This is a genomic window from Halorutilus salinus (genome assembly GCF_026242195.1).
GTDB lineage: Archaea > Halobacteriota > Halobacteria > Halobacteriales > Halorutilaceae > Halorutilus > Halorutilus salinus.
On record NZ_RKLV01000007.1, the window covers coordinates 1 to 20,083 of the forward strand.

General features: G+C 60.8%; 19 protein-coding genes and 1 tRNA gene. 8 read left to right on the forward strand and 12 right to left on the reverse strand.

Annotated features, from left to right (window positions below; translation table 11 throughout):
- Positions 1–385 precede the first annotated feature (385 nt).
- Positions 386–460 (reverse strand) — tRNA-Glu (locus EGH25_RS07830).
- Between the two features lie 197 nt (positions 461–657).
- Here EGH25_RS07830 and npdG point away from each other — a divergent pair.
- The 6 genes from npdG (at position 658) to EGH25_RS07860 (ending at position 5,178) form a co-directional block, all read left to right on the forward strand.
- Positions 658–1,293: an NADPH-dependent F420 reductase gene (gene npdG, locus EGH25_RS07835; protein WP_266087375.1), complete on the forward strand. Its 636-nt coding sequence runs from the start codon at positions 658–660 to the stop codon at positions 1,291–1,293.
- 54 nt (positions 1,294–1,347) lie between these two features.
- Positions 1,348–2,247, forward strand: a complete 900-nt coding sequence (locus EGH25_RS07840; protein ID WP_266087376.1) for a ribonucleotide-diphosphate reductase subunit beta — start codon at positions 1,348–1,350, stop codon at positions 2,245–2,247.
- 70 nt (positions 2,248–2,317) lie between these two features.
- Positions 2,318–3,127 (forward strand): enoyl-CoA hydratase/isomerase family protein, encoded by an 810-nt coding sequence (locus tag EGH25_RS07845; protein ID WP_266087378.1) that lies wholly within the window; start codon positions 2,318–2,320, stop codon positions 3,125–3,127.
- A 2-nt stretch (positions 3,128–3,129) separates the two neighbouring features.
- On the forward strand, positions 3,130–4,056 hold the full coding sequence (locus EGH25_RS07850; protein WP_266087380.1) for a beta-keto acid cleavage family enzyme: 927 nt from the start codon (positions 3,130–3,132) through the stop codon (positions 4,054–4,056).
- A gap of 3 nt (positions 4,057–4,059) precedes the next feature.
- The gene (locus EGH25_RS07855; RefSeq protein WP_266087382.1) at positions 4,060–4,326 is read left to right on the forward strand and encodes a hypothetical protein; all 267 of its coding nucleotides are present in this window, start codon (positions 4,060–4,062) and stop codon (positions 4,324–4,326) included.
- 48 nt (positions 4,327–4,374) lie between these two features.
- Positions 4,375–5,178, forward strand: a complete 804-nt coding sequence (locus EGH25_RS07860; RefSeq protein WP_266087384.1) for an SDR family oxidoreductase — start codon at positions 4,375–4,377, stop codon at positions 5,176–5,178.
- Positions 5,179–5,192: 14 nt separating this feature from the next.
- On the opposite strand, the gene EGH25_RS07865 is transcribed toward EGH25_RS07860, so the two are convergent.
- The 4 genes from EGH25_RS07865 to EGH25_RS07880 all read right to left on the reverse strand — a co-directional run bounded on the left by EGH25_RS07865 (position 5,193) and on the right by EGH25_RS07880 (position 8,754).
- Positions 5,193–6,899 carry an acyl-CoA carboxylase subunit beta gene (locus EGH25_RS07865; protein ID WP_266087386.1) on the reverse strand — a complete coding sequence of 569 codons (1,707 nt, stop codon included), beginning with the start codon at positions 6,897–6,899 and terminating at the stop codon, positions 5,193–5,195.
- Positions 6,900–6,950: 51 nt separating this feature from the next.
- On the reverse strand, positions 6,951–7,643 hold the full coding sequence (locus EGH25_RS07870) for a TMEM165/GDT1 family protein (RefSeq protein WP_266087388.1): 693 nt from the start codon (positions 7,641–7,643) through the stop codon (positions 6,951–6,953).
- Positions 7,644–7,846: 203 nt separating this feature from the next.
- The gene (locus tag EGH25_RS07875) at positions 7,847–8,125 is read right to left on the reverse strand and encodes a hypothetical protein (RefSeq protein WP_266087389.1); all 279 of its coding nucleotides are present in this window, start codon (positions 8,123–8,125) and stop codon (positions 7,847–7,849) included.
- Positions 8,126–8,181: 56 nt separating this feature from the next.
- Entirely contained in the window at positions 8,182–8,754 is a 573-nt protein-coding gene (locus EGH25_RS07880; RefSeq protein ID WP_266087391.1) for a type IV pilin N-terminal domain-containing protein, read from the reverse strand.
- A gap of 85 nt (positions 8,755–8,839) precedes the next feature.
- Between EGH25_RS07880 and EGH25_RS07885 the strand changes: the two genes are divergently transcribed.
- On the forward strand, positions 8,840–9,811 hold the full coding sequence (locus tag EGH25_RS07885; RefSeq protein WP_266087393.1) for an aldo/keto reductase: 972 nt from the start codon (positions 8,840–8,842) through the stop codon (positions 9,809–9,811).
- A gap of 8 nt (positions 9,812–9,819) precedes the next feature.
- Here EGH25_RS07885 and gltB read toward each other — a convergent pair whose 3' ends face one another.
- The 4 genes from gltB to EGH25_RS07905 form a co-directional block, all read right to left on the reverse strand.
- The gene (gene gltB, locus EGH25_RS07890) at positions 9,820–14,367 is read right to left on the reverse strand and encodes a glutamate synthase large subunit (protein ID WP_266087395.1); all 4,548 of its coding nucleotides are present in this window, start codon (positions 14,365–14,367) and stop codon (positions 9,820–9,822) included.
- Positions 14,368–14,532: 165 nt separating this feature from the next.
- Positions 14,533–14,967 carry a hypothetical protein gene (locus EGH25_RS07895; protein ID WP_266087397.1) on the reverse strand — a complete coding sequence of 145 codons (435 nt, stop codon included), beginning with the start codon at positions 14,965–14,967 and terminating at the stop codon, positions 14,533–14,535.
- 239 nt (positions 14,968–15,206) lie between these two features.
- A complete protein-coding gene (locus EGH25_RS07900; RefSeq protein ID WP_266087399.1) occupies positions 15,207–15,347 on the reverse strand; it encodes a hypothetical protein in 141 nt (46 codons plus the stop codon).
- A 153-nt stretch (positions 15,348–15,500) separates the two neighbouring features.
- Positions 15,501–16,778, reverse strand: a complete 1,278-nt coding sequence (locus EGH25_RS07905; RefSeq protein WP_276591951.1) for a Glu/Leu/Phe/Val family dehydrogenase — start codon at positions 16,776–16,778, stop codon at positions 15,501–15,503.
- A 133-nt stretch (positions 16,779–16,911) separates the two neighbouring features.
- Here EGH25_RS07905 and EGH25_RS07910 point away from each other — a divergent pair, with 133 nt between their 5' ends.
- A complete protein-coding gene (locus tag EGH25_RS07910) occupies positions 16,912–17,688 on the forward strand; it encodes a DUF7839 domain-containing protein (protein WP_266087400.1) in 777 nt (258 codons plus the stop codon).
- On the opposite strand, the gene EGH25_RS07915 is transcribed toward EGH25_RS07910, so the two are convergent.
- The 3 genes from EGH25_RS07915 to EGH25_RS07925 are packed head-to-tail and all read right to left on the reverse strand — an operon-like array spanning position 17,685 to position 20,026.
- Positions 17,685–18,131 (reverse strand): CopD family protein, encoded by a 447-nt coding sequence (locus EGH25_RS07915; protein ID WP_266087402.1) that lies wholly within the window; start codon positions 18,129–18,131, stop codon positions 17,685–17,687. The two genes, EGH25_RS07910 and EGH25_RS07915, sit on opposite strands and share 4 nt — an antisense overlap.
- A 21-nt stretch (positions 18,132–18,152) precedes the next feature.
- Positions 18,153–18,959 (reverse strand): ABC transporter ATP-binding protein, encoded by an 807-nt coding sequence (locus EGH25_RS07920; RefSeq protein WP_338071887.1) that lies wholly within the window; start codon positions 18,957–18,959, stop codon positions 18,153–18,155.
- Entirely contained in the window at positions 18,956–20,026 is a 1,071-nt protein-coding gene (locus EGH25_RS07925; protein WP_266087404.1) for an iron chelate uptake ABC transporter family permease subunit, read from the reverse strand. The genes EGH25_RS07920 and EGH25_RS07925 overlap by 4 nt, the downstream gene beginning before the upstream one ends.
- Positions 20,027–20,083: the final 57 nt, after the last annotated feature.

Here is a 20,083-nt window from a genome sequence, read left to right on the forward strand (position 1 = left end):
GTCACCGAGTCGGAGAAGAAAGCGAGAAGAACCAGACCGATAGCCACCCCGACAGCTGTCCGGGCGTTTTCGCTCCGGTAGATCGACCCCACACCGCGTTCCATGCGTTCCGGTACTCCCGTGCGTAAGGTATACGTTACGGAGTCCGTCGGTTCACCGTACCTACCCCGCGACGTTCGACTACTTCGTGTAGGGGATAGAAACCTACGTCGTCTACCGAACCACCACCGTTGCTCTGTCGCCTTACCGTTGCCGTCTTATCCGAACACCGCCGGTTATGGAGTCACAGGATAGCCAGAAGGATCTCCGTCGGGGATTTGACACGGTCACTCCGCTTCGTTCCGTTCACTGTTCAAATCCCGCTCCTGCGCAAAATCAAGAATTTTGCTCCGTCGGGGATTTGAACCCCGGTCATCGGCTCGAAAGGCCGAAATGATTGGCCGGACTACACCAACGGAGCGCTCGTGCCTCGCGCTCCGCGCCCTGCGCTTCCGCGCAGAACAACGGAGCTTCACATGCGTTCGCTCCCTGCTCCGCGTCACTTACGTTCCGCGGAACAACGGAGCGTATCTGATAGGTGTACGGAGTCCGGCATAAGGGTTTCCTTTGCTCGCCGGTATCACAAGCTATAACGCGTCTACTCCCATCATTTTGATCATGAAGGTCGCAGTCTTAGGCGGTACAGGAAGCTTCGGCGGCGGACTCGCTCTACGTCTCGCGGACGCGGGTCATGACGTGGCTGTGGGAAGCAGGAGCGCCAGCGAGGCGCGCGAAGCGTGCGAGAGCTACGCCGAAAAGACAGATACGGGGCTATCGGGTGCGGAGAACGCCGACGCCGTCGACGGTGCGGATGTCGCTGTCCTCGCGGTTCCGCCCGCGTACGCCGCGGAGACGGCGCGCGAAACGCTCGGTGGCTTCGACGGTACAGTCCTCACGCCCGTCGTCGGCATGTCGCGCGAAGACGGTGACTTCGTCTACACGCCGCCCGACGAGGGAAGCTTCGCGGAGGAGGTTCGGGGTGCGCTCGACGACGACGTACCTCTTGCGGGTGCCTTTCACAGTCTCGCCGCGGGTAAGCTACGTAACCTCGACGCCGGTATAGACGCCGATATCGCCGTCTTTGGCGACGACGAGGCGAAGGAACCAGCCGTCGAACTCGTCGAATCCGTCGGCGCGCGTCCTCTCGATGTAGGCGGATTCGGTGTCGCGCCGCAGGTCGAAGCCCTCACGCCTCTTCTCATCAACGTCGGCGCAAAGAACGGTATCAAGGACGCGGGCGTCCGTTTCGTATAGCTGTTAGTTTCTTGGTCACAACAGATTTTTGTTTGGTGCGTCCCATGTCACCGTATGCCTAAGACAGAGAACAGGCTCGAAAGGTCGGACAGCAGTTACAGATACTACAGGAACGCCGTCGCTCGCCACTGGGATCCGCACGAGATAGAGCTTGAGGAGGATCGCGAGACGCTCGCCGCCTTCGACTTCGAGGAAGGCGAGGACGGGTTCGAGTACTTCCGACAGACGCTCGCGCTGTTCGGCGCTGGCGAGGAGGAGGTGACCGAGGATCTCTCACCGCTTGCGACCGCGGTTGAGGGTATCGAGGATCAGATGTTCGTTACGACCCAGATGTACGAGGAGGCGAAACACGCCGACTTTTTCGACCGTTACTGGCGCGAGGTTGTCAACCCCGTCGAGGAAACACGCGGATACGAGGTTACCTCGCCCACCGACGACCGTTTCTTCCCTGACAACTACGACAAACTCTTCGAGAGCAACGAGGAGGCTATGGGAAGGCTCCTCGACAACGACACGCCGGAGAACCGAGTGAAGGCGCACGCGAACTACCATCTCACCATAGAGGGTATACTCGCACAGACGGCGTACTACGCGATACACCAGAACTTCAGCGAGGATATAGAAGACTACCCCCATCTACCCGGACTCGTCGAAGGCTTCTCGAACATACGGAGCGACGAGGGTCGACACGTCGGCTTCGGGATGCAGAAGATCAAACAGCATATCATAGAGGACGGCGTCGATGTCTCGGTTCTGAACGATACCGTGAACGACCTTATGACATACACGAACGGTATACTCGTCGACACGACGGAGGAGGACGCGCCCGGTATCGGTCGTGAACGCCTGATGGAGTTCGCCGCAGAGAAGCACCGCGAACGTATGGAGCAGATTACGGACGCGAGCGCCGAGATACCCGACGTAGACGAACTCGTCAGTCTCTCAGGCGTCTGAGGCTTAGGACAGAAGCTAACGAACGTTATACATAGAACGATTTATACACGGTTCTCGCAACTGTTCGGTGATGCCACTCGACGAGGACGAGCTATCCAACGAAGACTTCACCGTGGAGGTGAGCGAGGACGGCGCTGTCGTACGCGCGACGATAGACCGCCCCGACAAGGCGAACACGATAAACGAGAACGTTACGGACGGGCTACACGCGTCGCTCGATGCGGCGGATGAGTCGGACGCACGCGTCTACGTCCTGCGGGGTGCCGACGGCAAGTTCTGCGCCGGAGGCGACCTGAGCGAGATGTCGCGTCTCATAAACGCGTCGCCGCAGGAGTACCGCGACTACCTGCCGAGTATCTCGAACGTCATGTCCAAGATGCGTGGGATCGACGCGCTCACCGTTGCGGCGGTCGAAGGCTACTGCCGCGGCGGCGGCATGGGTCTCGCAACAGCCTCCGACATCGTAGTCGCGGCGGACGACGCGTCGTTCGGAACGCCTGAGAAGGAGAGCGGTCTTTTCCCCATGCAGGTGATGGCACCGATCATGCGAACCGTCCACGAGAAGAAGGGTATGCTGATGATGTTCACGGGCGAGAGCCTCGACGCCGAGGAGGCGGAGGAGATAGGTATGGTGTCGCAGGTCAACGACGCCGACGACTTCGACGATGAACTCGACGAACTCGTCGATGAACTCGTCAACTCAAGCCCGACGATGATCTCGATGGGCAAGGAGGCGTACTACAGCCATCTCGACATGGAGTTCGACAAGCAGTTGGACTACCTCAAGGAGATGTTCTCGCTCCTCGCTATGAGCGACGACACCCACGAGGGCATGGAATCGAACATGATGGATCAGGATCCCGACTGGAAGATCAGATAACAATGGTAGACGACTCAGAGATAGGCACCCACATGGGTGTCAAGACACAGCGTACCGTACGTGGAAACGACCCCGACAAAGCCGTCATATCCGTCGCTATGACGGGCGCGATGACGATGCGTAGCCGGTGCCCGTCGGTGCCGTACACGCCGCAGGAGATCGCCGAACAGGCGCAGGAGGCGCGCGAGGCGGGCGCGAGCGTCGCGCATATACACGCTCGTACGGAGAACGGAAGCCCGACGTTCGACGCCGATACGTATCAGGAGGTGTACGACGAGGTGCGCGACCACACCGACATAATCATAAACTTCTCGACGGGCGCTATACACGAACCTCTCGAATCGCGTATAGAGTACGTCAAGGAGGTACAGCCCGACATCGCGGCGCTCAACATGGGTTCGATGAACTACGCCAAATGGAGCGAGAGCAACGAGGACTACGCCTTCAACATGCAGTTCGAGAACCCGTTCAGCGAGATAGAGGAGATGCTCGAAGCGATGAACGAGGCGGATGTAAAGCCCGAACTCGAATGCTTCGACACGGGACATATCGGTAGCATACGTCCCCTCCTCAAGCAGGGTATTCTGGAGCACCCGCTACATTTCTCCATCATCATGGGTATTGTTGGAGGTATCCCTCCGACGGTCAACAACCTGATGAATCAGGTACGTCAGCTACCCGACGACGCCAACTGGCAGTTGATCGGTATCGGATACCCCAACCAGTGGCCTCTTGTCTCTGCGGCGCTCTCGATGGGCGGTAACGTCCGCGTCGGCGTCGAGGACAACTACTATATCAACAACGACCGCGACAAGGCGGGCAACGCCGAACTCGTCGAGAAGGCGGCGCGTATGGCGCGCGACGTCTGCCGCGAACCCGCGACGCCCGACGAGGCGGCGGATATAATGGGGTTCGAGCCTAACAGGTAGCGTGTGACAGTGGAAGACGACGAACCGGGGCGTTACGCCGAGTACGTCGACGAGGAGATGGACGTACGCGAGATACTGGACGTAATCTGTGAGCACCGCGACGACTCCAAGGCTCACCGCGAACTCGTCTACTCAGTCGCCGAAACGACAGGCAAAGACCGCGACGACGCGGCACGGTACCTCAAGGAGTTTGTAAGCACGACCGAAATCGTCGAACTCGACGGTGGGTACGTCCAGACGCGCCGACAGTTCGACGAGAGCTTCGACTGACGCCGCGACAGCCGACAGCTATTTGTCGCGCTCCGACAACCACGAAGTATGACACTCGGAGAGACACCACCGACGACGGAGGTATTCGCGGACGACCTTTTCGAAGGCGAACGCGTCCTCGTAACGGGCGGAGGTACAGGTATAGGCGAGCACATAGCGCTCGCGTTCGCGGATCACGGCGCGGACGTAGCAATCGCAAGTAGAAACATGGATCATCTCGAACCCGTCGCTGACGAGATAGAGAGCCGGGGCGTCGAATCGTGCGCGACGACTGTCGACATACGTGACCGCGAGCGTGTCGATGAGATGACCGAGACGGTCGTCGACGAATTCGGAGGTATCGACGTTCTCGTAAACAACGCGGGCGCGAACTTCCTCTCGCCCGCCGAGAGCCTGTCGGAGAACGGCTGGCGCGCCGTCGTCGGTACAGTACTCGACGGCACGGCGTACTGCTCGTTCAGCGTCGGCGAACATATGATGGAGAACGACGGCGGGAGCATCGTCTCCATGGGTGCGTCGAACTCCGTCGAGGGTGCGCCGTACCACGCCCACTCCGGCGCTGGGAAGGCGGGCGTACACAACCTTATGCAGTCACTCGCCGCCGAATGGGCGGACGACGGCGTACGGTGTAACACAGTCGCGCCCGGCGTGATACTCACCGACGCTATAGACGAGATTCTGCCCGACGACTACCGCGAGCAGGTCACCGACTACCTCGCAGGCGACCGTCTTGGGGAGCCGGAGGACTGCGTACCCCCGGTTCTCTTCCTCGCCTCCGACGCCGCGGCGTACGTCACGGGCTCGTACTATCAGGTCGACGGCGGTCAGCTCGTCGCGCCGTCGCCTCTATAGTAGCGAAGTCTCCCTCAGAACAGAACCGTACCGTGGTGGCGGTCTATCTCGTTGCGCTCCTTGTCCTCGAAGACACGGAAACGCGCCTCAAGCTGTTCGCGTAGGTCGCCCGACGGCACGAGTTCGTCGACCTCCATCTGGCTCGCCTGCTTCTTGATATCGATGTACTTCTCGTACTCCTGCTTGAACATCTCCTTGGTGGATTCGAGCGCCTCGCCCTCCATCTCCTTGAGCTTGTCACCGAACAGTGCGTGAACCGCCGCTTCGGGACCCATGACGGCGATCTCGGTCGACGGTAGTGCGAGAACCTCGTCGGGACCGAACGAGGGTCCAGCCATCGCGTAGATGCCCGCGCCGTACGCCTTCCGTGTGAGAACGGAGATCTTGGGAACCTGTGCGTTCGATGTCGCGTAGATAAACTTCCTTCCGCGGCGTAGAACGCCCTCCTTCTCAACCTTCGTACCGACCATGAATCCGGGCGTGTCACAGAGGTAGAGGAGGGGTATGTTGTACGCGTCGCACGTCCAGACGAACCCCGAAGCCTTGTCCGCGGCATTGGGGAAGATAGCGCCGCCGTTGACGTTGGGCTGGTTAGCCACGACGCCGACGGGTCGTCCCGCTATACGTCCGATACCTGTGGTGATCTCGCTACCGTACTCCGGCTTCATCTCCTGCCACGAACCGCGGTCGATGAGACGTTTGATGACCTCGTTAACGTCGTAGTCCTTCTGTGACTCCTCCGGGATTACAGCGTCGAGACCCTTGGGGTTGAGTTCGGGCTGTTTGGGTTCGGCGCGCGGGGGCTTCTCGCGGAAGTTCTGGGGAAGGTAGTTGAGAACCTGCCTCGTCTTCTCGACAGCGCCTTCCTCGTCGTCGACGACGATGTCGGCGCTTCCCGAATGCTTCGAATGCACGTCCGCGCCGCCGAGTTCCTGCATGTCGACGCTCTCGCCTATCATCGCCTCGACGATACGCGCGCTCGCTATCGCCATCGAACCCATATCCTCGACCATTATGAGGTAGTCGCAGAAGACGGGCGTGTATGCGCTTCCCGCGATGTCGGGACCGTACAGGACGCCTATCTGAGGAACCTTTCCGGACATTCTGCACTGGTTGTAGAACATCTTGCCGCCCGTGTAACGGTCGGCGTGGGTGTCGCCGGGGTCGCGCTCCTCCTGATTCAGACGCGCGCCCGCCGAGTCGATTAGACGGACGAGAGGCACGCCGAGACGCATAGCCTTCTCCTGTATACGGATTATCTTCTCCGCACCGTCGCTACCGAGCGTACCCGCCTTGACCGTGTAGTCGTTGGCGGTGAAACAGACCTTGCGTCCGTCGATACGCCCGACACCGGTAATGACGCCGTCAGCAGGCAGTTCGTCGTCGTCGGAGAACCCCGCGAACGTACCGTCCTCGAACTCGATCTCGTCGAAAAGAAGATCGAGACGCTCACGTACGAACAGCTTGTCGAGTTCGTCAAGCTTCTCCTGCTTGTCCTCCTTCCGCCCCTTCATAATCTCCTCTATCTCCTCGCGTAGCTGTTCCTCACGTTCGGTGACGACGACGCCCTCGTCGTCCCAGTCGTCCTTCTCGCCTGCGGACGCGACGGTAGAGCCGTCGCCTCCGACCATTTCGACGGGCTTTCCGAGATGTTGCGAGACGGCGGCGACGACGGCGCGCGCCATCTCCTCGTCGTCTGCGTCCTCTACGTTTATCCTCATACCTACGGTAGAGTGTCGAAGGCGGAATAAGATTTTACCGGTTTAGGACTGTCAGAACGCGCCGCCGACCGCTCCGCTCACGAAGCCGACGACGGTTTCCCAGACGGAGAAACCGGTTGCCATGGAGAGAACCGTGTCAAGCGCGAAGAAGGCGAAGACGACAGCACCGAAGATATGCGCCTTACGCAGGTCGAACGTGTGCGAGAACCTGTAGAAGAACAGAGCGTTGACGAGGCTGACAGGTATGATCGCCGCCATCTCGCCGAACCATATCGCCGAGGTCGCGCCGTAGTTAGCGGCGAGCGTGATAGTGATAAGCTGTGTCTTGTCGCCGAACTCGCCGACAGCCATCATGGCGAAGATGGGCAGGAAACCTCCCAGAACGTCGGGTACGTCGCGGTTCACGAACGGCACGGATACCTGGGGTCCACCCTCGACCGTCTCTATGTTACCCTCGTCGTCCTTGTCGGGCATCGACCTGTAAAGGAGTACGGCGAAAAGGGCGAGCATCGCGGCGGTGAAGCCGTTGAGCACCGTACCCGGCAGTAGACGTGTGAGCGCCTCGCCGACGACTATCTCGACCGCAGTCCATCCCGCGAAAGCCGTCCCCGCCGCGGAGACGACGATGAGAGGGTTGTACTTGGTCGACAGACCCGCGATTATTAGCTGAACCTTCTCGCCCGGCAGTACGGCTAACTGCGCCGTGAAAGCGATGACGAATATCTCGAACCAGCTTGCGGTCATCCCTTGCCCCGATCTTGGTGGCTCATCGGTATGTTTTAGCTTAGGCTAATTTATATATTTGTCGAAGCTAATCAGGCGGTAGCGAGTTGAGAGACGGCTCCGGTGTCGCCTGATGGGCACTGCGACGGTGAGGCGGTTCCACAGTCGGCGGCGCGACTAGCTTCGACCACCATACCGTCAGGATGGGCGACGTGGGCAAAAGGCTACCTGTCGCCCTGCCTCTCGGCACCATCGCGTACCTCCTCGACAGCCTCATCCTGCTCCTTCCGCGTTATACCGCCGAGTTCGGCGTACCGACCTATGTACTCTTCCTTTGGCACCGCTTCCCATACGTCGTTACCACGACCTTCGGTCATGAGCAGGGCTGTGACAGAAACTGATAGTGCGACGGCGATCGAAAGAACCCCCTCCCCTGTCACGGAGAAGAGAAACGGAAAGATGAGGACGGAGAGAACTACCGCCCCGGCTGTCCGGTTCACCATATCCGTAATTAGATGCACGCTTGAATAAACCTTCCGCGGGGTTACGTTCCCGCGCCTCAAGGCTCCGGAAACTCGTCGCTTCCTACGACGTGTCTGGAGATGACCTTCTCATCAGCCGTATCCACGAGGACGATCTCTACATCCTCGTTCTCTCCGATCGCATCCCTCCGAACCACCACCTCTATACGGTCACCCGGACCCAGCTCTGCGGGCATCCTGTTCCCGGAGAAGGTGTATATAACGTCGTCGCCCGGTGGCGTTCCGGGACCTGTGACCTCCGTCACCTTGGAGCTGGATTTGCGGAACCGGCGCGCCTCGCCCTCGAAGTCGGCGAAGCTCACGCGGACGGTTCCGGCGGAGGCTCTTACGATCAGTTCGGCTTCCTCTGAGTCGATGGTGTCGCCGGCTACGTGTGTGAGCGATATCTTGTAGTTGTCCCCAGAAAAGAAGCCCTCGGATACGTCCGCGTCGGTCGTGACGCCGGCTGTCGAACCCGGACCGTCGAGCCTGTCCCCGAGGTCGAAGACGATAGCCCCGACCGAGGCTGTAAGGATGACGGCTATAACGACCATTAGAATCATACCGACATCCGAAGAAACCGCCTCGGTCGAGGGTCTTCTACGGCGCATGAGGGCGGTACGTCACGCTTACATACGTATCTTGCCCTCGCTCCTTCGCCGTTAGTTTGACATCGACCGCGGACACAGGGGGTACATGGAGTACACGACACTCGGTTCGACGGGCGTAGACGTATCGCGTATATGCCTCGGATGTATGAGCTTCGGTTCGAGCGACTGGCGACCGTGGGTTCTCGAAGACGACGAGGCGTTACCCATCATCGAACGCGCACTCGACCTCGGCGTCAACTTCTTCGACACCGCAAATATGTACTCCGACGGAGAGAGCGAACGCGTTCTCGGCGAGGCGCTCGAAGGTCGGTGGGAGGACGTCTTCGTCGCAACCAAGTGTTACTTCGAGGTCGACGGTCGCAGGATGTCGTCGGGTCTTTCGCGTAAGACGATCGAACAGGAACTCGACGCTTCGCTCGAACGTCTCGGCACCGATACGGTCGACCTGTACCAGATACACCGTTGGGACTACGGTACGCCCGTCGAGGAGACGTTACGCGCCCTCGACGACGCCGTACGCCGAGGAAAGACGCGTTACGTCGGCGCTTCGTCGATGTGGGCGCACCAGTTCGCGGAGGCGTTACATACGTCCGACGAACTCGGTCTCGAACGTTTCGCAACGATGCAGAACCACTACAACGCCGTCTACCGCGAGGAGGAGCGCGAGATGATGCCACTGTGCGAACGCGAGGGCGTCGGGGTCGTTCCGTGGTCGCCTCTAGCGCGCGGTTTTCTGACACGCCCACACGACGAGATAGACGCGACCGAACGCGGAGAGAACGAGGAGTACATCTACGAGCATCCGTACCGCGACGGCGGCGGGCGCGAGATAAACGAACGCGTCGAGAAGATCGCCGAGGACGAAGGGCTGAGCATGGCGCAGGTCGGTTTAGCATGGGTGCTTTCGAACGACGCCGTAGACGCGCCTATCGTGGGGGTGACGAGCGTCGAACACCTCGAAGAGGCGGTTGAGGCGGTCGAGGCTTCGCTGTCGGAGAGCGACATTGAGTATATCGAGGAGCCGTACGAAGCCGTCGATGTCTCAGGGCACGGGTAGCGCCGCGTTTAGTCGTCCGCCGTCTCAACGTCGCCGCCGTCCGTAGCTGTCTCCGCGGGCGGTTCGGGCGGCGGTGTGACGCGTATGTCCTCGCCCTCCTGCATACGTTCCTCGACGACGCGCGAGTACGGGTCGGGCATTACCTTTACGAATCTGTCGAAGTACTCATCCCAGTTTTCGAGCACCTCCTTCGCCTTCTCGCTGTCGGTGTACTCCAGATGGTTCTCGACCATACGCCGCACGAGGCGTTCGTCGCGTTCGTCGGTGGGTTCGACGTGTACCATGTCGTCGTTGAGACGTACGTCTGTGAAGTCGCCCGCTTCGTCGAGGACGTACGCCTCACCTCCCGACATACCCGCGCCGAAGTTGCGCCCCGTATCTCCGAGTACGACCGCGACGCCGCCCGTCATGTACTCGCATCCGTGGTCGCCGACGCCCTCGACGACCGTCTTTACGCCTGAGTTGCGCACGCCGAAACGTTCGCCCGCGACGCCGTTGAAGTACGCCTCGCCGTCGGTCGCGCCGTAAAGCGCGACGTTGCCTATGATGATGTTGTCTCCCTCCTCAAACGCGGCTTCGTCGGGCGTCTCGACGACGAGCTTACCGCCCGAAAGCCCCTTGCCGACGTAGTCGTTGGCGTCGCCCGTGAGATGCATCGTCATACCGTCGACGACGAAAGCGCCGAACGACTGTCCCGCGGAGCCTTCGAGTTCGACACGTACGGTGTCGTCCGGAAGACCGTTCTCGCCGTGCGCCTTGGCTATCTCGCTACTCAGCATCGCGCCCGTCGTGCGGTCGCGGTTGTGTATCTCACGTCTGATCTCGACGGGTTCGCCGTCTGTGATAGCACGCCGCGCCGCTCCTATGAGTTCGTGGTCTATCTTGTCGTCGAGCCTGTGGTTCTGCTCACGCGTCTTGACGGGATCGTCGTCGGAGTCCGGCTTGCGCATCAGACGCGAAAGGTCGAGACCCGACGCCTTGGGGTGCTCTTCCTCGTCCAGCTCTGCCTGACCGAGCGCGTCGACGGCACCCACCATCTCGTCGACCGTCCGGAAGCCGAGTTCCGCCATGTACTCGCGCACCTCGCGCGCCATGAAACGCATGTAGTTGACGACGTGTTCGACCTCGCCGCGGAAAAGCTCGCGGCGCTCCTCGTCCTGCGTGGCGATGCCGGTCGGGCACTTGTTTGTATGGCACTTACGTACCATGACACAGCCCTCGGCGACGAGCGCCGACGTGCCGAAGCCGTACTCCTCGGCTCCCAGAAGCGCCGCGACGACGACATCGCGCCCCGTCTTCATACCCCCGTCGACACGTACACGTATACGTGAACGCAGGTCGTTCTCCATCAGAACCTGATGAGCCTCGGCGATACCGAGCTCCCACGGAAGACCCGCCGACTTTATCGACGTACGCGGCGAAGCGCCCGTCCCGCCCGCGTGTCCGCTTATGAGGACGGAGTCGGCGCGCGCCTTCGAAACACCCGCGGCGATGACTCCCACACCGTCCTCCGCCACGAGCTTTACGTGCACGTCGGCGTCGGGGTTGCCGCATTTGAGGTCGTGTATTAGCTGTGCAAGGTCTTCGATCGAGTATATGTCGTGCTGTGGCGGCGGCGATATGAGCGCCACGCCGGGCGTCGTGTGGCGCGTCTCCGCGATCGTCTCGTTGACCTTGTGACCGGGGAGATGTCCGCCCTCGCCGGGCTTCGAACCCTGAGCCATCTTTATCTCTATATGTTCGGCGTCGTTGAGGTACGAGACGGTGACGCCGAAACGTCCGCTCGCAACCTGTTTTATCTTGCTCCTACGGTCGGTACCGAACCTTTCGACGGGTTCGCCTCCCTCGCCCGAACCCGACTTAGCGCCTATACGGTTCATCGCCTTTGCGAGCGTCTCGTGCGCCTCCTTCGAAAGAGAGCCGAACGACATCGAACCCGTGAAGAACCTCTGCACGATGTCGTCGACGGGTTCGACCTCTTCGACGGGCACCGACCCACGGTCGGAGTCGAGTTCAAGCAGACCGCGGAGCGTCTGGAGGTTCTCCGAACGGTGGTTCATCTGGCGCGAGAACTCCTTGTACGTCTCGTAGTCGCCGTCGCGGACAGCCGCCTGTAGCTTCCTTACCGTCCCGGAGCGCCACGCGTGGAACTCGCCGCCCTGTGTCCACTCTATCTCTCCGCCGGGGTCGAGTTCGTCGTCCTCGTTCTCGAAGCCGAAGTCGTGGCGTTCGAGAAGGTCGTCCTCGATACCTTCGATACCGACGCCTTCGGTACGCGCGGTCGTGCCGTAGAAATACTCCTCTACGAAGTCGCTCTTGAGACCGACCGCCTCGAATATCTGCGCGCCCTTGTACGATTCGAGCGTCGATATACCCATCTTCGACATCACCTTCTGTACGCCTTCCTCGACAGCCTCGACGTAACGGACGACAGCCTCGTCGGGCGTCGCGGTAGGCTCGTCCTCGCGCCACGACTCGGTGAGACGTAGCTCGCCCTCGCGTCCCATCTTCTCGATCGTCTCGTACGCGAGGTACGGATTGACCGCATCCGCGCCGTATCCGATGAGCGTACAGAACTGGTGTACGAGGAACGGCTGTCCCGATTCGAGCACCAGACCCGTGTCCGTCCGCGTTCCCTCACGTATCAGATGGTGGTGGACGCCGCCGACGGCGAGGAGCGACGGTATAGGTACGCGTTCGTCGTCCGTACCGCGGTCGGAGAGGACGATTACCTCGTATCCGTCCCCGACCGCCTCCGTCGCCTCTTGGCGCACGTCCTCGACGGCTTCGCGCAGGCTTCTCTCACCCTTTTCGTACGTGATATCGACCGTCTTGGCGCGTATGTCGCCGTCCATACCCGCGATCGCGTCAAGCTCGTCGTTCGAGAGCACCGGCGATTCGAGCTTTACCTGCCGGCAGTGCTCCGGCGTCTCGTCGAGCAGGTTACGTTGTCTTCCGAGATGGCTTTCGAGCGACGTAACCAGATCCTCCCTCAGATGGTCGATTGGCGGGTTCGAGACCTGCGCAAACAGCTGTTTGAAGTACGAGAACAGCGTCTTGTTCCTGTCGGAGAGCGCCGAAAGAGGCGTGTCGTCGCCCATCGAACCCACGGGGTCGTGACCCTCGACCGACATCGGCTTGAACATCTTCTCAAGCTTCTGTTCCGTGTACCCGAACGCACGGTGGTAGTCGTCGAGTTCGTCACGTACGTCGCCCGGAGCCTCGGGTTCGTGCGCCACGACCTCGTCGAGACGTACACGGTTCTCGTCGAGCCATTCGCCGTACTTGTCGTCTGTAAGCCCGTCGAAGACCTCCTCGTCGGGCACTATACGTCCCTCGTCGGGGTCGGCGTAGAACATCTGTCCGGGCTGGAGACGTCCTTTCTCGCGCACCTCGTCGGGCGGTGTCTCCAGAACACCCGTCTCGCTCGACATTATGAGACGGTCGTCCTCTGTCACGCAGTACCTGCACGGACGCAGACCGTTGCGGTCGAGCACGGCACCGACGCTGTACCCGTCGGTGAAGGCGACGAGAGCGGGTCCGTCCCACGGTTCGAGAAGCGTCGAATGGTAGTCGTACCAGTCGCGCCGGTCGTCGTCCATCGTCCCGTCCTTGTTCCACGCCTCGGGTATGAGCATACGGAGGGCGCGCGGAAGTTCACGTCCGCTCTCGACGAGGAGTTCGAGAACGTTGTCGACGACCGCCGTGTCGCTCTGACCCTCGCTCGTCACGGGCTTGATCTTCTCGACATCGAAGCCGTCGGTTTCGAGGTCGGACTCGCGCGCCGACATCCAGTTGAGGTTGCCCCGAAGCGTGTTTATCTCGCCGTTGTGTATGATGTTCCTGAACGGATGTGCGAGTTCCCACGAGCCGAGAGTGTTGGTCGAGAAACGCGAATGGACGAGCGCGAGCGACGACTCGACGCGTTCGTCGTTGAGATCCGGGTAGTACTCACGTACCTGTGCGTTCGTCAGAAGACCCTTGTAGACGACCTTCCTTCTGTCGAGAGAACAGACGTAGAAACGGTCGTGTATACCGCCAGCCTCCTCCTCTATGACGCGCCGTAGGACGTACAGCGCCGAGTCGAGTTCCTCACCCGTTTCGTCGCCCGTCACGAAGAACTGCCATACGTCAGGCTCCGTCGCTAACGCCGACTCACCGAGTTCTGTGTTGTCCGTCGGAACGTCGCGCCAGCCGACGACGTCGAAGCCTTCGCCCCCCGCGGCTTCCTCCACGGCGTCAACAATCTTCTCGCGCGCTCCGTCATCCTTCGGCATGAACACCTGTCCTACACCGTAGCCGTCGAAGCCTAAGCCCGCCTCCGAGAGTGCGTCGACCTCGTCGACGAAGAACGAATGCGGCTTCTGTATCAGTATACCGGCTCCGTCGCCCGTGTTCTCCTCAGCGCCGCGCGCCCCTCTGTGATCGAGGTTCTCCAACGCCTCTAAGCTGTCCTGTACTATCTCGTGGCTCTTCTCACCCGACATATCCATCAGTACGCCGACACCACAGTTCGACCTCTCTCTTGCGTTTATGCCCTGTTTTCCGTTTCTCATTCCGTGTTCACCTGCTCGCTGGTAGACCAGACCCCGTTACAGTCTGTCATTATAGTTGTATGGGGTGTGGTAACTATTCACAGGGAAAGAAAGATGCCGTGCGCGTAAAAAGATTTTTATTATGTGGCATCATAATGATAGAACTTGGGGGTACGACGACCGTCCTCAGTCACCGTTCAACAGGTCGCGGACGACATCGTTAACATCCTGACCCCCGCTCTGTCCGGGTAGTATGTCACCGAGCGCCGCGCCGAAGGATGCCGCAGTCCAGACGACGGAGACGCGCGCGAAACCAACCGGAGCGGAGACGCCGTCGAGACGTCCCCACACCGTCATCGTGAGAGCCGCGGTGATGAACGAGACGATGAGAACCCCTACGAGACGGCGAGGTATGAGACCAAAGATAGGTCGGTGAACACGTACATCGGGTATATCCGACCGGTAGAGGAGCACGGAGGCGACCACGACGACGAACGAGAAGTTACCGACTAAGAAGACGGGCGTACCGAGGAAATGGCGCGCTATCTCGTAGACACCGTCTTCGACGAGGAACGGCATCGAGAAGACGATGCTACCGACGAAACTCCTGTGCGATATCACGCGTGGTGTACTCCTCGATCGCGCCGCGGAGCGACAGATCCTCGACCATCGTCATCGCCTGCCTCACCTCGGCACGTTCGTCGTCGCCGTCAACCGTCCTGCTCAGCTACTCAAGATGTTCGAGAACGTCGTCAACGGTGTCGGCGTCGCCCGGACGCGTCTCTCCGGAGTTCATGCCGAACGGTCGTTCCGGCGCGACAAAAGGTCGGGGGTCGGTCGAAAGGCAGTCGGGTGTGTGTCTAACGAACCGTCGGTTCGGGGTTGACGCAGTTGAAATCCCTGCACGCCGCGCAGACGACCTCGTTCGGCTTGACGAGACCCGATATGTCGCGTGCGTAGACGAAGGTGCCACACGACCGGCACCGTGTACCGTTCATCATGTTCTATTACCTCCGATGTGTGTTAACGTTTAGCATGGGGGCGTATAAGCCTGTTGGCGGTTCGGCTGTGAAGGTTACGGTGACGTTCCTACGGATACGAGCGTGACCGTGCCGCCGTCGAAGTCGCGTTACAGCGGCGGTTTAGGCGAGCTTCTACGGATACAGACCGCGTGTGTCGTGCGCCTTGGCGACGCGTTCAAGCGCGACTGTGTACGCGGCGGTACGTACACAGTCCGTATCTATCGACTCGTGCGCCTCCATTACGCGTCCGAAAGACTCCGTCATCCTGTCGTCGAGCTTCTCGTGTACCTTCTCCTCCGACCATGAGTACCTCTGTGTGTTCTGAACCCATTCGAGGTATGAGACGATGACACCGCCCGCGTTTGCGAGTATGTCGGGTAGTATACGTACGCCGCGCTCGACGAGTATACTGTTCGCCTTGTCGGTCGTCGGTCCGTTTGCGGCTTCGAGGACGTAGTCGGCTTTCACGTCGTCGGCGAGAGAGGCGTCTATTGCGTTTTCGAGCGCCGCGGGTATGAGTATATCCACGTCGAGCGTCAGGAGTTCGTCGTTGTCTATCGCCGTCGCGCCCCCGTACTCGGTAACCTGACCCGTCTCCGCCTTGTGGCGTTCGACGTCAGCGATATCCAGACCGTCGGGGTCGTGTATACCGCCCGCCGAGTCGTTGACAGCGACGACGTTAGCGCCCTTTTCGTCGAGGAGACGCGCCGCTACGCTACCCGCGTTACCGAAGCCCTGCACCGCAACCGTTGCGTCGTATATCGACTTACCGTAGTAGTCCGCGACGGAGTCCGCGAGCATCGAGACGCCCGTACCCGTCGCCGTCGAACGTCCCTTGCTCCCGCCGAGTTCGACGGGCTTTCCGGTTACGACACCCGGAATCGTGTAGTCATGGTGTATGGAGTAGGTGTCCATTATCCACGCCATCGTCTGAGGTCCCGTGTTAACGTCGGGCGCGGGGATATCCTTGTCGGGACCTATGAGGCTACGCATCGCCTTTGTATAACGCCGTGTCAGACCCTCTACCTCGCGGTCGGACATCTCCTTCGGGTTGCATACGACGCCGCCCTTAGCGCCCCCGAAAGGCAGACCCACGACGGCGTTCTTCCAAGTCATCCATCCCGCGAGCGCGGTGACTTCGTCGCGCGAAACGTTCCCATGGTAACGGATACCGCCCTTGTACGGACCGAGAGCGTCGTCGTGCTGGCAACGGTACGCCGTGAACGACTCCACGCTCTCGTCATCCATACGTACGGGGATGTTGAACTCGGCGACGCGGTCGGGATACCGGAGACGTTCGAAGATATCGTCTGTTATATCTATATGCTCCCTCGCGTTCCGCAACTGAGACATCATGTTTTCGAGAGGGTTTAGCTCGTCACCCTCGTACCGTTTCTCTTCCTTCGACATACCTAATCGGTACTGTCGGGCTTCCGATTTTAGTTTTTTTATCTCAGTGTGTCGGATTTTTTCGTATACCGTGGGTCAGCCGTACGGTACGCGTCGCGGAACCCTTTTACTCAGAAGACACCAAATGCTACCGATGAGCTTTCTCACGAGCAAACGCGAGATAACGCGTTTCCGTGTCCTCGTTGAGGTCGCCGAGAACCAGCCCGCGGTTAGTCAGGCGGAGATAGCCGAGGCGATCGGTCTGACACCGCAGGCGGTTTCGGAGCATATCTCGAACCTCTCCGAGGAGGGTCTCGTCGATAAAAGAGGGCGTGGAAGGTACAGTATAACCAAGGAAGGCGCTGACATCGTTCTGTCGCGCGCCGAGGAACTCGAAGAGTTCGTCGAACACGTGACCGACGAGGTCGTCGGGCGTGTCTTCGTCGACACCGCAGTTGCCGAAGGGGAGGTGCGCGAGGGCGACGAGGTTTCGTTACGTATGCACGACGGTCTTCTGCACGCCGCGCCCGTCGACGAAGCCGAACCCCCAAAGGCGCGTGCGGTCACCGAAGCCGCCGAGGGCGAGGATGTCGGCGTAGCGGAGTTCGACGGCATAATAGGGTTCGAACCGGGCGAGGTGACCGTCGTACGCGTACCGTCGGTCGAGGAAGGCGGGGGTCGTTCGGTCGACCCGGAGGCGCTCACCGAGGTCGTCGAGGAACCCGTCTACGGTGTCGGAACCGAGGCGGTGGTCGCACTCCGGAGCGCGGATACCGACCACCGCAGGTACGGCGTCGCGGAGGCTGTCGTTGAGGCGTCGCGGAACGGCGTTTCGTCGACAGTCGTCGCCGTCGAGGGACGTGTCGGTTCACTGACCGACAAACTCGGTGCCGAGGGTATCGAGTACGAGATACTCGACGCCGAGGCTTAGACGTAGCCGAAGCCGACGCCGATTACGAGAAGAACGACGCCGAGGACGGAGCCGACAACGAACCACGGGTAGGCGTCCGAGGCGGGTTCGCGCACCTTGCCTTCACCAACGCCGTCGTCGAGCCTCTTTGTACCGACGTGTAGTATACCCGCGAGGACGAGCCAGAGCGCCGTCATAGCCAAGACGAGGTTCCCGCCCACCGTCCCGATCAGGGACTCAGGCGTGTACAACGTGCCGGCGAGATGTCCGCCCGTCACGAAGAGAACCACGGCGCTCCCGATCGATACGACGGAGAAACGCGACGAAAGACGGTCGGCGAAGGACGCTGTCCCGTTGCCGTCGCGCAGACCGGGGAGTACGGCGTACGTGACGTAGACGGTTGCGCCTACCCAGAACGTCGCAAACACCGAATGCACAGCGCGTACGACCGCTTCTATCTCCATACGCGTACTGTACGGGCGCGCCTAATCACCGTCACGGTTTGGGGATCCGCCGTCGGCGGTCGTACCGAGAACCGTGACCTGCGGTGCGCCTGTGACGGGATGCTCATCGACACGTACGGGTGCGCCGAAGACGGCTTCGACGTTCGTCTCCGTTAGCACCCCTTCCGGCGATCCCGACGAGACGGCTTCCCCGTCGTCGAGAAGGACGAGTTCGTCGCAGAAACGCGCCGCGAGGTCGAGGTCGTGTATAGCCGCGACGACGGTACGACCTTCGTCGACGAGCGAACGTACGAGCGACAGCGTCTCGACCGCGCGTGCAACATCGAGGCTCGCCGTCGGTTCGTCGAGGAGTAGGAGCGGAGCGTCCTGCGCGAGACACCGCGCGAGGAGGACGCGTTGGCGCTCGCCGCCGCTTATCTCATGCACGGAGCGGTCGGCGAACCGCGCGACATCGACGCGTTGCATAGACTCACGAACCGCGCGTTTCTCGTCGGCGTCGCCGCCGAAACGTGAGGCGTGCGGATGACGCCCCATACGTACGACCTCCTCAACCGTAAAGTCGAACGAGACATCGGTTTCCTGCGGCAGTGTGGCGACACGGCGTGCCGTCTCGCGCGAGGAGAGCGACGTAACGTCGTCGCCCCCGACGTACGCCGTACCCTCGTCCGGATCGAGAACGCCGTTGATCGTCCTCAGGAGCGTCGTCTTCCCCGCTCCGTTGGGACCCACGACACCGACGAAGCCGTCTTGGGCGGTCGCCGTCACGTCTTCCAGAACGTACTCGCCCGCAAGCTTGACGCCCACGCCGTCGACACGTACACGGGTCAAAGCTCGTGCACCTTCCTGTCACGTAGGAGGTAGAGGAAGAAAGGAACACCGACGAGCGCCGTGACGATGCCGACGGGTAGCTCGCCCCCGGTTACGGTCGACCGCGCGATGGCGTCGGCGGAGACGAGGAAGATACCGCCCGCAAGCGAACTCGTCGGTACGAGTATACGGTGGTCGGGACCGACGACGAGACGTACGGCGTGAGGGACGACCAGACCCACGAAGCCTATAACGCCCGCGACGGAGACGGCGGCGGCGGTCACGAGGCTCGAAACCGCGAGGAGAACCAGCTTCGTGCGCCGTGGTTCGACGCCGAGCGTACGCGCCTCCTCCTCTCCGAGAAGAAGGACGTTGAGGTCACGCGCGTAGTACACCAGAACCACGAATCCGACAGCCACAGGAGGGACGAGCGCGACGACATCAGACCATCCCTTGTACAGCATGTTCCCCATCATCCAGTAGACGGCGGAACGCAGGCTTTGGTCGTCGCTGATGTACATCATGTACGAGACCACTGCGCTCAGAAACGTCTGAACCGCGACACCCGCGAGAAGGAGTGTTGCGACCCCCGTACGTCCGTTCTTGGTTGCGATACTGTAGACAGTAGCCGCCGTCGCGAGAGCGCCGACGAACGCCGCGGTTCCGACACCGACGGGGAGCGCGAAGACGATTACGGCGACTGCACCCACCGCCGCGCCCGAAGAGACGCCTACGATCGACGGATCCGCCATCGGGTTACGGAAGAAGCCCTGCATGACAGCCCCCGCGGCGGAGAGCGCAAAGCCGACGACAGCACCGACGACGACACGTGGTAGACGGACGTTCATGATTATGGTTCGGTGGGCTTCGGGTCCCGTGTACAGATCCGAGGACAAGTACGGAACCGCGTTGACGACGGCGTCGGCGACTATAGAAGCGACCGACGCGTAGCTTATATCGACGGCACCGACGGTTGAGGCTGTGACCACGGAGGCGACGAGCGCGACCGAGAGCGACGCGCACCAGAGGAAGGTTCTCGACCTGACCGAAGCCTTCGCGTACCCTACGGTTGTCTCGTGACCAGCCATCGTATAGGGACAAATTTACTTGATTTAGTTAAAGTTTTGTTGAATTGGTCTCAGGCT

Bases quoted from the DNA above. Each gene is read 5' to 3' on its own strand.
- EGH25_RS07905 (WP_276591951.1), bottom strand. From the start codon at position 16,778: ATGTCGAAGGAAGAGAAACGGTACGAGGGTGACGAGCTAAACCCTCTC.
- EGH25_RS07840 (WP_266087376.1), top strand. From the start codon at position 1,348: ATGCCTAAGACAGAGAACAGGCTCGAAAGGTCGGACAGCAGTTACAGA.
- EGH25_RS07845 (WP_266087378.1), top strand. From the start codon at position 2,318: ATGCCACTCGACGAGGACGAGCTATCCAACGAAGACTTCACCGTGGAG.
- EGH25_RS07870 (WP_266087388.1), bottom strand. From the start codon at position 7,643: ATGACCGCAAGCTGGTTCGAGATATTCGTCATCGCTTTCACGGCGCAG.
- EGH25_RS07875 (WP_266087389.1), bottom strand. From the start codon at position 8,125: ATGGTGAACCGGACAGCCGGGGCGGTAGTTCTCTCCGTCCTCATCTTT.
- EGH25_RS07850 (WP_266087380.1), top strand. From the start codon at position 3,130: ATGGTAGACGACTCAGAGATAGGCACCCACATGGGTGTCAAGACACAG.
- EGH25_RS07925 (WP_266087404.1), bottom strand. From the start codon at position 20,026: ATGGCTGGTCACGAGACAACCGTAGGGTACGCGAAGGCTTCGGTCAGG.
- EGH25_RS07915 (WP_266087402.1), bottom strand. From the start codon at position 18,131: ATGGAGATAGAAGCGGTCGTACGCGCTGTGCATTCGGTGTTTGCGACG.
- EGH25_RS07880 (WP_266087391.1), bottom strand. From the start codon at position 8,754: ATGCGCCGTAGAAGACCCTCGACCGAGGCGGTTTCTTCGGATGTCGGT.
- EGH25_RS07865 (WP_266087386.1), bottom strand. From the start codon at position 6,899: ATGAGGATAAACGTAGAGGACGCAGACGACGAGGAGATGGCGCGCGCC.
- EGH25_RS07885 (WP_266087393.1), top strand. From the start codon at position 8,840: ATGGAGTACACGACACTCGGTTCGACGGGCGTAGACGTATCGCGTATA.
- npdG (WP_266087375.1), top strand. From the start codon at position 658: ATGAAGGTCGCAGTCTTAGGCGGTACAGGAAGCTTCGGCGGCGGACTC.
- gltB (WP_266087395.1), bottom strand. From the start codon at position 14,367: ATGAGAAACGGAAAACAGGGCATAAACGCAAGAGAGAGGTCGAACTGT.
- EGH25_RS07900 (WP_266087399.1), bottom strand. From the start codon at position 15,347: ATGATGAACGGTACACGGTGCCGGTCGTGTGGCACCTTCGTCTACGCA.
- EGH25_RS07910 (WP_266087400.1), top strand. From the start codon at position 16,912: ATGAGCTTTCTCACGAGCAAACGCGAGATAACGCGTTTCCGTGTCCTC.
- EGH25_RS07860 (WP_266087384.1), top strand. From the start codon at position 4,375: ATGACACTCGGAGAGACACCACCGACGACGGAGGTATTCGCGGACGAC.